Raw genomic sequence first — 14,308 nt, forward strand, 5'->3', positions numbered from 1 at the left:
TCCTTAAACACCTGATCTGTTTGTCGCCGCCGCCGAAGAAATTCCTGCCCCGGACAACAATTGCGCCGGGCTGTGCAGCGAGGCAAGCCAGCTGAGTTCCAGAACCTCCGTGGCTGCAGAGATCACGGTTTCAATGTCAGAGCCCAAATCATAAAACATCGGCAGGCGGACCAATGTCTCTGATACTTGGTCGGTCACTGTTAGTGACCCATGTGTTCTGCCATACCGCCGTCCCGCCGGCGCGGAATGCAGAGGCACATAGTGGAAGGGCGTCCCAATTCCCCGTGCCTTCATTTCCTGAATAAAATGCTGTCGCGCGTTTTGGCTTTTCATAAGAAAATAGAACATGTGGCCATTGCCATCACAGTCAGGAAGCGCCTTGGGAAGCGTCACCAGGCCGCGATCTTCCAGATCGGAAAATGCCTCGGTATAGGCATCATACACCGAAAGCCTTCGGGCTCGAATGGCGGGTTCCACATCAAGCTGTGCGGCCAGATAAGCTGCAATCAACTCCCCCGGTAAAAAGGAGGAGCCAATGTCGACCCAGGTGTATTTATCGACCTGTCCTCGAAAGAACTGCGACCGGTTGGTGCCCTTTTCGCGAATGATTTCCGCACGCTCCGCCATGGCTGGATTGTTGACAACCAACGCCCCACCTTCGCCGCTGATGACGTTTTTGGTTTCGTGAAAACTAAAGGCGGCAAGATCGCCAAAACTGCCTGCCGGTCGCCCCTTGTAGCGCGAACCAAGCGCCTGTGCCGCATCTTCGATCAAGAAGAGCCCGTGATCCTTTGCAATGTCGGCCAAAGTCTCGATCCCTGCCGGGAACCCCGCATAGTGAACCGCCATAATCGCGCGTGTTTTCGAGGTAATCGCCGCACGCACCTTGTTTGGATCCAGACAAAGCGAGACCGGGTCAATATCAACAAAAACTGGAACCGCGCCCCGAAGCACGACCGCATTTGCAGTCGAGACAAAGGTGAAAGAGGGCATAATAACCTCATCCCCCGGCCCGAGGTCGCACAATATCGCCGCCATTTCCAAGGCCGCCGTGCAGGAGTGGGAAATAAGGGTGTCCCCGCCGCCGACCAATTTGGAGATCTGCTTTTGGCAACGCTCCGTATATGTGCCGTCGCCTGCAAGCTGACCCAGCCGCACCGCATCCCGGATATATTTGATCTCGTCACCGACAAGACTGGGCTTGTTGAATGGGACTTTGTTCATATCGACGCGGCCTTTCTAGCGATCTTGCTTTCGCCCCCCTTTCCGGCAGGCGATCAGGCCAAATTTACCGATTCCAAATTAACAAAGGGTGTCGAGGTTAAACGCTCCTCGTACATCCCAAATGAAAGCCGCCGCCCGGCGCGAAAATCCCGCCACCCTCACAATGCGTTTTCGAAGAGTTTTGTGAGGTTTTCTTCTGTGAGTTTGATTGGGTTGCCGCCGCAGGAGGGGTCGGTGATTGCGTCTTTGACGAGGGCGGGGATGGCGGTTTCGGTGATGCCGAGGGCGCGCAGGGATGAGGGAATGCCAAGACGGTTGTTGAGATCCTGAACAAAGGCGCAGAAGCCCTCAAAGCCGCCCTCGATCCCCAAGTAAGCCGCCGCCTGATCAAAGCGGTCGCGGATGGCGGGCGCGTTGAAGGCCAACACGGCGGGCATGCAGACCGCATTGGTGGTGCCGTGGTGGGTGTTGAACTGCGCGCCCACGGGGTGGCTCATGGCGTGGATAGCGCCCAGCCCCTTCTGGAAGGCGGTCGCGCCCATCATCGCCGCTGACATCATCTGGGCACGGGCCTCCAGATCCTGACCATCGGCATAGGCGCGCGGCAGGTAATCCTTGACCAGACGCATGCCCTCCAGCGCAATGCCCTGACTCATCGGGTGATAATGCGGGCTGGAAAACGCCTCCACACAATGGGCAAAAGCGTCCAATCCGGTGCCTGCGGTGATCGCGGGCGGCATGCCCACGGTCAGTTCCGGGTCGCAGATCACCACGGCGGGCAGCACCTTGGGGTGAAAGATGATCTTCTTGGCGTGGGTTTCAGAATTGGTGATGACGCTGGCGCGGCCCACCTCAGATCCGGTGCCCGCGGTGGTGGGCACCGCGATAATGGGCGCAATTGCATCCGCATCTGCCCGCGTCCACCAGTCGCCAATATCCTCAAAATCCCAGACCGGACGGGTTTGGCCTGCCATAAAGGCCACCATTTTCCCCAGATCCAGCCCCGAGCCCCCGCCAAAGGCGATGACCCCATCATGGCCGCCCGCCTTATAGGCCGCGACCCCCGCTGCGAGGTTGATCTCGTTTGGGTTCGGGTCGACCTCGGCAAAAATCGCACGCCCCAGACCTGCGGCCTCCAGAATATCCAGCGTTGCGGATGTGATCGGCAAAGCGGCCAGCCCCCGGTCCGTGACCAGCAGAGGGCGTTTCATCCCCGCCTGCGCGCAGGCGTCGGACAGTTCAGCAATGCGGCCAGCGCCGAATTTGATCGCGGTCGGATAGGACCAGTTTCCAACAAGGCTCATGAGGTCACCTTTTTCAGATGGTAGGATTTCGGGCGGGTGAGGTTCTGATAGCCAATCACAGAAAGTCCGCCCCCGCGCCCGGTGTTCTTGCAGCCCGTCCAGCACAGGCCGGGATCCAGATAATCAGCCCGGTTCATAAAGACCGTCCCGGTTTCCAGCTGGTCGCCAATGCGCGCGGCGCGCTCCACATCCGCAGTCCAGAGCGACGCCGTCAGACCAAAGTCGCAGTCATTCATCAGCCGGATCGCTTCCGCATCAGAAGAAACCTTCATAATGCCGACCACCGGGCCAAAGCTTTCTTCGCGCATCACCCGCATGTCATGGGTCACATCCGTCAGGATCTGCGGCGTCAGATAAGCGCCGCCATCATCGGCGGCAAAGAGGTCTATATGAGCGGTCGCGCCATCGGCCACAGCCTCGGCAATCTGGGCCCGCACCTCAGCGGCGAAACGCACATTGGCCATTGGCCCCAGCGTGGTTGCGGGATCCATGGGATTGCCCAGCTTATAGCCCTGAACCAGCGCCACGGCTTTGGCCACGAAGCTGTCATACAGGCTTTCGTGCACATAGATCCGCTCAATCCCGCAGCAGCACTGACCGGCGTTGAACATGGCGCCATCAATCAACGTGTCGACCGCCGCATCCAGATCGGCGTCCTCCATCACATAGCCCGGATCCTTGCCGCCCAGTTCGGTGCCAACACCGGTAAACGTCCCTGCCGCCGCGCGCTCCATCGCCTGCCCCCCGCCGACGGACCCGGTGAAGTTCACAAAATCAAAGGCGCGATCTGCAATCAGGGCCGAGGTGGCGTCATGATCAAGAAAGACATTGGCAAAGACATCCTCAGGCACGCCCGCGCTGTGGAAGGCCGCCGCCATGCGCTCGCCCACCAAAAGGGTCTGGGTGGCATGTTTCAGCACCACCGTATTGCCCGCAATCAGCGCAGGCGCGACAGTGTTGATCGCGGTCATATAGGGGTAGTTCCAGGGCGCCACGACCAGCACCACCCCATGGGGGATGCGTTTGATGTACCGGCGGAAGGTCGCATCCTCGCCCACCTCAATGTCAGCAAGGCTCTCTGCAGCGATCTGCGCCATATACTGCGCCCGTTCCTCAAAGCCGCCAAATTCCCCGCCATAGCGCACAGGCCGGCCCATCATCTGCGCCAGTTCCGGCACGATCTCATCATTCATGGCGCCCACAGCGGCCACGCCCGCCAGCACCAGATCAATGCGCTCCTGCAAGGGTCGCGCCGCCCAGGCCGCCTGCGCCGCGCGCACACGGGCAACTGTGGCACGGGCGGCCTCAAGGGGCAGCGTGTCGCGCGTGGCAAAGACCGATCCATCAATCGGCGAGATACAGCTCAGCTTCTGGCGCATGGGCACCTCCTTTTGGCCGCAGCGGCCTGTCTTTCATCTTTTTCCAAATATCCCGGGGGTGCGGGGGCTGGCCCCCGCTCCGACCTCCCGGTTCCGCTCAGGCTTTCTCAAACCCACGGGCGATCTCATAGGTGGTCACCACGCGGTTGAACTCTTCGATCTCCCACGCGGCCGCGCGCGCATAATGGGTGATTACCTCTTCCCCCATGGCCGCGCGCAGCATGTCCGATGCAAGCAGGGCGTCGCGCGCCTCGCGCAGGGTGCGCGGCAGGTGGCGGCTGTCGTCTTCACTGTAAGCATCGCCCGCAAAAGGCTCCGGCAGCGGCAACTCTTCCTCAATGCCCTTGAGCCCCGCCGCCAGCATCGCCGCCAGCGCCAGATAGGGGTTCATGTCGGACCCCGGCGTGCGGCATTCCACCCGCACCCCCTTGGTGCCATCGCCGCACAGGCGGAAGGCGGCGGTGCGATTGTCCACCGACCAGACCACCTGTGTCGGCGCAAAGGTGCCTTTGGCAAAGCGCTTGTAGCTGTTGATATAGGGCGCAAAGAAATAGGTGCAGTCGGGCGCGTATTTCAAAAGCCCGGCCATATAGTGATCCATCAGCTTGGATTTCCCCAGAGGCGCGGTTGCGTCATAAAACGCGTTCTCTCCCTCAGCCCAGAGCGACTGGTGCACATGGGCAGCTGATCCGACGCGATCATGGTGCCATTTCGCCAGAAAACTTGCCGCAGACCCGTGCAGATGGGCGATTTCCTTGATGCCATTCTTTGCCAGCGTGTGGTGATCGGCCGTGGCCAGCGCCCCGGCATATTTGATGTTCAGCTCTTCCTGACCCGCCTCTGCCTCGCCTTTGGAGCCCTCTACCGGGATCCCCATGGCGCGCAGATGGTTGCGGATCGGGCGCATCACGCCCTCTTCTTTGGTGGTCTGGAAGATGTGGTAATCTTCATTGTAGTTCGAGATCGGCTTGAGGTCGAACCCAGCCCGGGCAATCTCGTCATGGGTGCCCTGAAACAGGAAAAACTCCAGCTCCGTCGCCATCACCGGTGAAAACCCCATGGCCTCGGCGCGGGCAATCTGCCGCTTCAGCATCTCGCGCGGCGAATGGGGCACGGGCGCGTGGCTGTGGTGATCCAGCACATCACAGAGCACCATCGCCGTGCCCTCAAGCCAGGGCACCGGGCGCAAGGTGGTCAGATCCGGTTTCATCACATAGTCGCCATAACCCGCCTGCCAGCTGCTGGAGGCATAGCCATCCGGCGTCGCCATCTCCAGATCCGTGGCCAGCAGATAAGTGCAGCAATGGGTCTCCCCCTCCCGGGCATCCAGAAAACTCTCTGCAAAGCTTTCGGCCTGAAACCGCTTCCCCATCAAACGACCCTGCATATCAACAAGACACACCAATACGGTGTCAATCAAACCAGATCCAATCTGGGTCCGCAGCGTGTCGGGGGAGAGTAGTCTGGTCACGTCCAAGCCTCCTTAGTGTTGAGTTTCTGGAGCGCCGGCTGAAGCATCGTCAGGATTTCGGTCGCGATGGTGTCGATCTGCCCTGAGTGTTCCAGCAAGTCGTTACGCACCTCGATCATCGCGTTGGGCACGCCCCGCGCGATCGCATGGCGTTGCAGCGTGTGGGTTACCCCGTCTTGCGGACCATAAGGTTCGTTTCGCGCGATACAGCGATGCGGCAGCAGAGAGGCCTGTTCCAGCATGCCATCCACAAGGCGGCTGTCCACGTCATGCAAGAGCCCCAGTTCCGTTTCGCGCACCTCTCCGTGAAAGACAGGTGTGAAACTGTGCACGGTAACCAACACCACATCCGGACCCGCTGCGGTGATCAGCTCTGACAGCGCCTGTGAAAATGGATCATAGATTTGGGCCGTGCGCGCGGCACGGGTTGCGGCCGTCAAATCGCGGTTGCCGGGCACCTCGATACGTTCCGATTTGTCCGGCATAGCCGTCTCAGAGTCTGGTGGGCGGTTGCAGTCATAGACCAGGCGCGACACTGTGCCCGCAATCATCGGAGCCTCCAGCGCCGCGGACAACCGCGCAGCCAATGCGCGCGCGCCTGGATCCCACGCGGCGTGGCTTTGGCGGTCTTCCGGGGCAAGGCCAAGCCCCGCATAACACGCTGGAATATGGGAACTTGCATGTTCACAGACCAGAACCACACCACTTTGCCCTTTTGGGGTCATGATTTCAAAGGGAGCCAGCCCCATGTTCTGCACGTCAACCATTGAGAACCCCCAGCAATTCGCGATGCAGTTCCGGGGTTGCCGCCGACACAATAGCGCCGGACGAACCCAAATGCAGCGGTTGACCCTGCCAGTCGGTCACAACCCCGCCGGCCGCTTCGATGATCGGCGCAAGTGCCAGAAAATCATAGGGTTGCAGGTCATAATCGACAACAGCATCCACATGCCCCGCAGCAAGCAAAGCATGAGGATAGCAATCATAGGCAAACCGACGTGTCTGGCCACTGGACATTAGGCGACCAAAGATTGCGGAGTGGTCGCGAAACAGCTTGTCGCCCTCGTTCACGTAAAGGATCGCCTGATCCAGCCGCGCAACGTCAGAGCTTTGAATGGGCGCACCGTTCAGACGTGCACTGGCCCCACGTCCCGCAACAAAAACTTCCCCCAGCGCGGGCATTGCAATCACTCCAAGCTGCGGCGCCCCATCCACAAGATGCGCCAGCAAAAATCCAAACAGCGGATGCCCGGACAGGAACGACCGTGTGCCGTCGATCGGGTCGATCACCCAAAGCTGGGCTTGGTCGCCGCCGGTCCTGCCTTCTTCCTCGCCAAATATTCCGTGATCGGGGAAATGGTCAGAAAGATAGGCGCGGATGGCGGCTTCCACCGCTTTGTCCGCCTGCGTCACCGGGCTGAGATCCGCTTTGAAATCCACGCCCAATTCTCCCCGAAAGAACAGCATCGCGGTTTCCGAGGCAATGTGAGCCATGCGCGCGCCATGGGCCATGAGAGCATCAAGATCAGCCATGCCGCGGCCTCAGGACTTCACATTGGACATGTTGGGATCATAAAGCGGGCGCATATGAACCGTGGCTTTGACCCGCTTGGTTGCGACCTCCAGTTCATAGTCGCCGTCCAGCACATACTCCTCGGTTACGCCATTGGGATTGCGCACATAGCCTAGGCCAATCGACTGCCCAATCGTATGTCCAAATCCACCCGAGCTGAGCCAGCCAACACGTTCGCCATTGCGGTAGATCGTTTCCCGCCCCAGAAGCACAATGTCAGGAGCGACGGTGAAACAGGCGAGCATCTTTTTGACCCCATTGGCCTTTTGCGCAGCTGACGCCGCTCGACCTTTGAAATCTAAATCCTTGCGCAGCTTGACGGCCCAGCCCAGACCAGCTTCGAGCGGCGTATGGTCGGGCCCGATATCAGCCCCCCACGCGCGATACCCTTTCTCAAGACGCAGGCTTTCAATCGCCCGGTAACCCGCATTGATCAATCCATGTAGCGCCCCTGCCTCCATCAACGCACTGTAGACGGTCTGGGCATATTCGACCGGCAAATGGAGTTCCCAACCCAATTCGCCCACATAGGTCACCCGGAGCGCCTGCACAGGGCAACCCGCGATCCCGATGGTGCGAAGGGTGCCGAACTTGAAACCCGCGTTGCTGACATCATCGCGGGTCACAGCAGCAAGAATGTCACGCGCCTTCGGCCCCATCAGCGACAGAACGGCATTTGATGACGTAATATCAAACAGCTGGCAGTTCATCCCCGCAGGGATGTTGCGCTTGATCCAATCAAAATCATGGGTCGCAAAGCCGGTACCGGTGACAATGTAGAATTCATCATGGGCCACCCGCCCTACCGTAAGGTCACATTCAATGCCGCCCTTGTCATTGAGCATCTGCGTATAGACCAGCGCGCCGACGGGTTTGTCGACATCATTGGCACAGATCCAATTGAGCGCTGCCAGCGCATCCGGGCCTTTCAGGGTAAATTTTGCAAAAGAGGTCTGGTCAAACAGCACCGCCGCTTCCCGAGCGGCCTTGTGTTCGCGCCCCACCGCCGCAAACCAGTTCTGGCGGCCAAAGCTGTATGCGTCTTTTGCGACCTCGCCAGCGGCAAGATCCGCAAACCAATTAGGCCGTTCCCAACCCAGTTTTTCACCGAAACACGCGCCCTGCTCGGCCAAACGGTCATAAAGCGGCGATTTACGACAGGGACGACCGCTGGCATGTTCCTCGTGCGGCCAGGCCATAGTGTAATGTTTGCCATAGGCCTCGACGGTGCGGGTTCGCACCCAGTCGGTGTCAAAATGCGGGCGACCAAAGCGACGAATGTCCGCCGACCAAAGATCAAAGGGCGGCTCGCCATTTTTGACCCATTCGGCCAGCGCCATGCCAGCGCCACCACCTGAGGCAATGCCAAAGGCATTGAAGCCCGCACCGACAAAGAAATTCGCAAGCTCCGGTGCTTCGCCAATGATGAAATTCCCATCAGGGGTAAAGCTTTCGGGGCCATTGGTCAGGGTTTTGACCCCCGCAGTCTCGAGCGCAGGCACCCGCCCCAAGGCGAGCTCCATCAGCTGTTCAAAATGGTCGAAGTTGCCGTCCAGAAGCGTGTAGTGGAACCCCTTGGGAATGCCCTTGGTGGCCCAGGGGATCGGGTTTGGTTCATAGCCGCCCATAACCAGACCACCAACTTCTTCTTTGTAGTAGGTCAGCCGGTCCGGGTCGCGCAGGGTCGGCAGGTTCGTGGGCACATCAAAGGCCTCTGTCACCATATACTGGTGCTCCATTGGCACCAGCGGCACATTTACCCCGAATTTCGCGGCAAAGTCACGGGTCCATTGGCCTGCGCAGCAAATCACTTTTTCGCATTCAATCCGGCCGTGTTCGGTGATCACAGCACGGATTTTGCCATTCTCGATCTCAAGGTCGGTGACCTTGGTGTCTTCATAGATCCTGGCGCCAGCCATCCGCGCGCCTTTGGCCAGCGCTTGGGTGATATCGGACGGGTTGGCCTGACCGTCGGTCGGCAAATAGGCCGCGCCGATCACGTCAGAAATATCCATCAGCGGCCAAAGATCCTGCGCCTCTTGCGGGGTCAGCAGTTGCATATCAAGCCCAAAGCTATGCGCCGTGGTGGCCTGGCGTTTGACCTCGGTCCAGCGTTCCTCGTTGCAGGCCAGACGCAAGCCGCCGTTCATCTTCCAGCCGGTGCCAAGGCCGGTTTCTTCTTCGATCGAGTTATAGAGGTCAACTGAATAGCCCAGAAGCTGGGTGATATTGGCATTCGACCGCAACTGCCCCACAAGACCTGCCGCATGGAAGGTCGTGCCCGAGGTGAGCTTTTTACGCTCCAGCAGGACGGTGTCCGTCCAGCCCAGTTTTGCCAAGTGATAGGCCGTCGAGCAGCCGATGATCCCGCCGCCAATGATGACGGCTTTTGCTGTGGTGGGAAGTTCGGTCATGTCTGTCCTCAGGTATTTTGGAAATCTTTAAGGGCCGCGCGAAACCGCGCGAGGTTTTCGGCCGTGTAGGCCGCGTAGTCGAAGTCAATTTCGGAGGTCTTTTCCGACACCATGCTCCACATGGTTTCCCGCAGGAGAGAGGCACATTTCATCGCGCTGTAGCGATGGCGCAGATCCTCGGTGACGGGGGCCTCAAAATACGTCTCGAGCATCGCCTCTTCCTGATGGGCGGACAGGCCATTGTTTGAGGCCAGCCCCCCCAGATCGAAAAGCGGGCAGTTGAAGCCGGCATAGTCATAGTCGATCAGCCACAGACGCTGGCCATCATCCAAGAAATTGCCACAGAGCAGGTCATTGTGCCCAAAGACCATGTCAAAGGGCCCTGCTTCCTGCTCCAGCACGGCACCGGCTTCCAGCAGCTCGGGCATCAGGCCCATATGCGCGCTTCCAAGGTCGTCCAACGTGGCCGCGTAGTCGCGGATGACATGAAACACCCAAAACACCAGCGCCGGTCCACGCAGGTGTTTTGGCACCTCCGTGTGGCAGGCTTTGACAAGGTCCAGCACACGCGGCAGCATCTCCGGATGACGGACATCTTCTTCGGTCAGGGTGCGGCTTTCGATAAACTCGAGCACCGTGAGATCGCCAGACGCATGCACAACAGCCGGAGAAAGCCCAGCAGCATGGGCCGCTTTGGAGGCGGCAAGCTCATTGAAACGCATCACCTGATGCAGGGGAATATCGTCGCCAACCCGCACCACAAAAGCGCCGACCTGATCCGTAACCTTGAAATTTACATTGGTAATCCCGCCTGTCATCGGCTCAACCGCGATCTCGCCGTGCCAAATCGGCAAGCTCCGAATTCGATCCAGAAGGGCTGTCTGACGCAAAGATTTATTCATATCAGTTCTCCAATCCAAAACGGATACGCGCTTGTTGCGCCCCGGCTTTGATCAGACGGTCCGCAAGGATGGCGATAAAGGCAATGGCAAGCCCGGCGACCACCCCGCGACCGATGTCGGCCTTGGTCAGCGCAATATAGACCTCCTGGCCAAGGTCCCGCGTTCCGACCAAAGCGGTGATCACTAGCATCGATAGCGCAAGCATAATGGTCTGATTGAGACCAAGCAGAATTTCCGGCAGCGCAAGAGGCAGGCGAATGTGGCGAAGAAGCTGAAGCGGCGTGCAACCTGACACCAATCCCGCCTCGACCAATTCGCCGCTGACATTGCGCACGCCGTGGGCAGCATAGCGGACAGCCGGAGCCAGCGCATAAAGCACAATCGCAATCAGCGCGGTAAAATCACCCACCCGGAACAGCATGACCACAGGGATCAGATAGACAAAGCTTGGCAGGGTTTGCAGCGTGTCAATGAACAGGTTGATCGCAACACCCGCACGACGGTTCAAGGCCGCCCAAACACCCAATGGCACACCAATCACAGTGGCAAGGACAACTGATGCGCCACACAGATAGACGGTAACCATTGCCTTCGCCCAAAGGCCCGACACCAGGATCAACCCCGCCAGCCCGCCGCACAGCAGGGCCAGTCGCCAGCCGCCAGCCGACCAGCCAAGCAGCACCAGCATGGCAATTGCCCAGGGCCACGGCATGCCCAGCAAGACCTTTTTAATCGGGATCATGAACCAATTGAGGAAGAAAACCTTCACAGCCTCGAACTGGTCAAAATAGTTTACGTTCAGATACTTGATCGTGTCATCCCAAAACGCTCCGGTTGTTAGGGTCCGGGTTGCCGGATAGTCCTGCAACAAAGGGATCACTTGTCCGACCGTCCAGGTCATCAGCAGCAAAGCGCCAACCAGAACCGTGCGTTTATGGCGGGCAACAAAAGACCCAGTGGTGCGTTCGGGCATCCTGCCCATGCGCTCCGCAAAGGCTTGGCTCAGCCGATCCACGGCAATCGCCAGCACCACAATGGCAAGGCCTGCCTCGAACCCGGCGCCGATATCCAGTCGGCGCAATGCAGCAAGGACGTCAAACCCCAACCCCCCTGCCCCGATCATGGACGCAATGATGACCATATTCAGGGTCAGCATAATGACCTGATTGACGCCGACCATCAGACTTTGCCGCGCAGATGGGATCAGCACACGCCACATCAATTGGCGTTCGGTGGTGCCCGCCATTCGTCCGAAATCGACGATCTCGGGATCCACAGCTTTCAACGCCATTGTTGTGATGCGGACCATCGGCGGCGTGGCATAGATTATTGTGGCAACCAGTGCCGAAATCGGACCAAAGCCAAACATGAACAGGATCGGAACCAGATAAGCAAAAATCGGGATGGTCTGCATCAGGTCAAGGATCGGCGACAGGATCTTTTCACCCGTCGGGTGGCGATAGGCCCAGACCCCAACCAGGAGCCCACCGCCCGCGCCAATCGGCACCGCAATCAGCACAGAGGCGAGCGTGACCATGGCGCTGTCCCATTGGCCAAAGACCGCCAGATACAGGAAGCACGCCCCCGCCAACAGCGCCAGCCCCCAATCGCGACAATAGTGCCCCAGCGCCAAAACAGCGGCAATCACCACAATCCAGCTCACCGCAGGAAGGATCACTTGTGCCTCATTGCCCAAACCAGAGACAAACCCCGTCGCCAGGAGGGCAAGAATAAGGTTATAGGGCTGTTCAATCGCCCAGGCGATCGCGCGTGTGACATCCGTAAAGGACACCGGCCCGATGGCGGCGTCTTCGATCAGCCAGCGCATGGCCTCGCTGATGACGGATTTGAACGGCAAAACCCAGGCAGACGGGTATTTGACGATCCAGCGCATATCCAACGCTTTGGAGAGATCCCTGCCATGATAGCCCAGCACAATGGTCACAATGACCAGCGCCAGAACAATCACAGTGCGTCTGTCAAAGCGCTGAATCATGGCGTGCTGCCTTCGCCAAACAACACCTTTGCGACGGCCATCCGGTCCACGGCACCGATGATCTGGCCCGCATCATCCTGTACCGAAAGCGGCGCGTCCGACGCAATAATACGCTCGGCCACATCGGCAACTTTTGCGGAATGCAACAGGGGTGCGCCTTCACCGACAGCTCCCGGTGTCATGAGACCGGCCAAACTCAGAACCTTAGAGCGGGGAATATGTTTGGTAAATTCAGCCACATAGTCGGTGGCGGGGTTCATCACCAGCTTTTCCGGCGTGGCCACCTGAATGACCTCGCCGTCCTTCATAATGGCAATGCGATCCGCAAGGCGGACGGCCTCCTCAAAATCATGGGTGATGAACACGATTGTTTTGTGGAGCCGCCCCTGCAAACGCAGAAACTCGTCCTGCATTTCGCGACGGATCAGCGGGTCAAGCGCAGAGAAAGGCTCATCCAGAAACCAAAGGTCCGGCTCTGTGACCAGCGACCGGGCGATGCCGACGCGCTGTTGCTGGCCGCCTGACAACTGACGGGGGTAATTGCCCTCGCGGCCTTTCAGCCCGACCAGTTCAACCACCTCACGCGCGCGGGCCTCAGCTTCGGCTTCCGGGGCCGCCTGGATCGTCAACGGAAACATGACGTTCTGTAGAACGGTCAGATGCGGCAACAGGGCGAAGTGCTGGAACACCATACCCATTTTGTGACGGCGGATATCGATCAGCGCCTTGCCGTCAGCCTTGAGCAGGTCCACCCCGTCAAACAGAACCTCGCCACTGGTCGGTTCGATCAGCCGGGACAGGCAACGCACCAAAGTCGACTTGCCTGACCCCGACAGCCCCATGATGACAAAGATTTCCCCTTCTTCGATCTCTATGTTCGCGGCTCTAACCGCGCCAACGGTGTTCGCGTTGCGGATCTCATCCGCCGAGGGGCTGGGGTTGGCTTTAAGCAAAGTCTCTGCGTTCGCACCGTAGAGTTTCCACACGTTGCGGCAGGCCAGTTTAATCTTGGCTGACATGAAAGATGATCCAGTGAAGCGGGAAAGGACCGGAGCGCCAAGCTTTGACGCTCCGGCCAAGGTGCAGCTTACTTGGCGATCCAAGCAGACCAGCGGTCCTTGTTTGCGCCCATCCATGTGGCCACAACAGCGTCGATGTCTGTGCCTTCCAAATCAGCTTCGCCGACCATGGCGCTCATCTCGGCATTGTCGATTTTGTAGGCTTCAATAATGTCATAAGCGCCCGGCCATTTCTCCTGAAGTCCAGACCAGGCGGCTTTCCAGATCGGGCCACGCGGCTTGCCACAGTCATAGGCCATGTCCGGGTTCACGCCCACGGAAGGGTCCGAGTAACATTCTGCGGAAAACGGCGGGAATTCCACAAACTCACCCTCGTATTTTGCAGGCGCCCAATGCGGAACATAGACCCAGAGCATAACGGGGGCCTCCCGCTGGTAGGCCGATTCCAGCTCTGCAAAAAGCGCCGCGTCGGTGCCCGCGTGGACCACTTCGAAATCAAGGCCAAGCGCTTCAACACGTTCTTCGTCAAAGCCCCCCCAAGTGACTGGACCGCCCACATAGCGACCGTTGGGGTCCGTTTCAGCTGTTGCAAACTCTTCGGCGCAGTCCTTCAGCGCCTCCCAGTTCGGCAAGCCGGGGCACCGGTCCTTCATATAGCTTGGATACCACCACTCTTCGATTGCCATGAGGCCGGTTTCGCCGACATTCACAACCTTGCCTGTGGCGGTCGCCTCATCCAGCGCCTCACGACCTGTGGTTTCCCAAATCTCCATCGCCAGATGCAGATCACCAGACTTCAGGCCCGCAAACTGCGCAATATAGTCGGCCTGAACATACTCAACATTATACCCGGCCTCCTGCAGAATAGAGCCCATGATCTTTGTGTTGATCAGCTGACCTGACCAGTCATGCAAGGTCAGCTTGATCGGGTCCGTAGACTCCGCCGCCATCACAGGCATCGTCAAGCCCGGAGACAGACATGCCGCCGCCGAAATCGTGAATGCGCCTATAGTCGATCTTTTGAAC

11 protein-coding genes are annotated in these 14,308 nt (G+C 59.0%); all 11 read right to left on the bottom strand.

Annotation, left to right across the window (positions count from 1 at the left end; translation table 11 throughout):
- Positions 1-3: 3 nt before the first annotated feature.
- The gene (gene rffA, locus TRM7557_RS00445; protein WP_074942210.1) at positions 4-1,224 is read right to left on the bottom strand and encodes a dTDP-4-amino-4,6-dideoxygalactose transaminase; all 1,221 of its coding nucleotides are present in this window, start codon (positions 1,222-1,224) and stop codon (positions 4-6) included.
- A 158-nt stretch (positions 1,225-1,382) separates the two neighbouring features.
- Positions 1,383-2,528 carry an iron-containing alcohol dehydrogenase gene (locus tag TRM7557_RS00450; protein ID WP_058288253.1) on the bottom strand — a complete coding sequence of 382 codons (1,146 nt, stop codon included), beginning with the start codon at positions 2,526-2,528 and terminating at the stop codon, positions 1,383-1,385.
- Positions 2,525-3,907, bottom strand: coding sequence for an aldehyde dehydrogenase family protein (locus TRM7557_RS00455; RefSeq protein WP_058288254.1), 1,383 nt, complete (start codon positions 3,905-3,907; stop codon positions 2,525-2,527). The genes TRM7557_RS00450 and TRM7557_RS00455 overlap by 4 nt, the downstream gene beginning before the upstream one ends.
- A gap of 97 nt (positions 3,908-4,004) precedes the next feature.
- Positions 4,005-5,378, bottom strand: a complete 1,374-nt coding sequence (locus tag TRM7557_RS00460; RefSeq protein WP_058288255.1) for a glutamine synthetase family protein — start codon at positions 5,376-5,378, stop codon at positions 4,005-4,007.
- Positions 5,375-6,145: an N-formylglutamate amidohydrolase gene (locus TRM7557_RS00465; protein ID WP_235811363.1), complete on the bottom strand. Its 771-nt coding sequence runs from the start codon at positions 6,143-6,145 to the stop codon at positions 5,375-5,377. The genes TRM7557_RS00460 and TRM7557_RS00465 overlap by 4 nt, the downstream gene beginning before the upstream one ends.
- A complete protein-coding gene (locus TRM7557_RS00470) occupies positions 6,138-6,911 on the bottom strand; it encodes an inositol monophosphatase family protein (RefSeq protein ID WP_058288256.1) in 774 nt (257 codons plus the stop codon). The genes TRM7557_RS00465 and TRM7557_RS00470 overlap by 8 nt, the downstream gene beginning before the upstream one ends.
- 9 nt (positions 6,912-6,920) lie before the next feature.
- Positions 6,921-9,365, bottom strand: coding sequence for a GcvT family protein (locus tag TRM7557_RS00475; RefSeq protein ID WP_058288257.1), 2,445 nt, complete (start codon positions 9,363-9,365; stop codon positions 6,921-6,923).
- Between the two features lie 8 nt (positions 9,366-9,373).
- Positions 9,374-10,267 carry a phosphotransferase gene (locus TRM7557_RS00480; protein ID WP_058288258.1) on the bottom strand — a complete coding sequence of 298 codons (894 nt, stop codon included), beginning with the start codon at positions 10,265-10,267 and terminating at the stop codon, positions 9,374-9,376.
- A 1-nt stretch (position 10,268) separates the two neighbouring features.
- Positions 10,269-12,263 (bottom strand): ABC transporter permease, encoded by a 1,995-nt coding sequence (locus TRM7557_RS00485; RefSeq protein ID WP_058288259.1) that lies wholly within the window; start codon positions 12,261-12,263, stop codon positions 10,269-10,271.
- Positions 12,260-13,282: a quaternary amine ABC transporter ATP-binding protein gene (locus tag TRM7557_RS00490; protein ID WP_058288260.1), complete on the bottom strand. Its 1,023-nt coding sequence runs from the start codon at positions 13,280-13,282 to the stop codon at positions 12,260-12,262. The genes TRM7557_RS00485 and TRM7557_RS00490 overlap by 4 nt, the downstream gene beginning before the upstream one ends.
- Before the next feature lie 68 nt (positions 13,283-13,350).
- Entirely contained in the window at positions 13,351-14,232 is an 882-nt protein-coding gene (locus TRM7557_RS00495; protein WP_235811364.1) for an ABC transporter substrate-binding protein, read from the bottom strand.
- Positions 14,233-14,308: the final 76 nt, after the last annotated feature.

It is taken from the genome of Tritonibacter multivorans, assembly GCF_001458415.1.
Lineage (GTDB): Bacteria > Pseudomonadota > Alphaproteobacteria > Rhodobacterales > Rhodobacteraceae > Epibacterium > Epibacterium multivorans.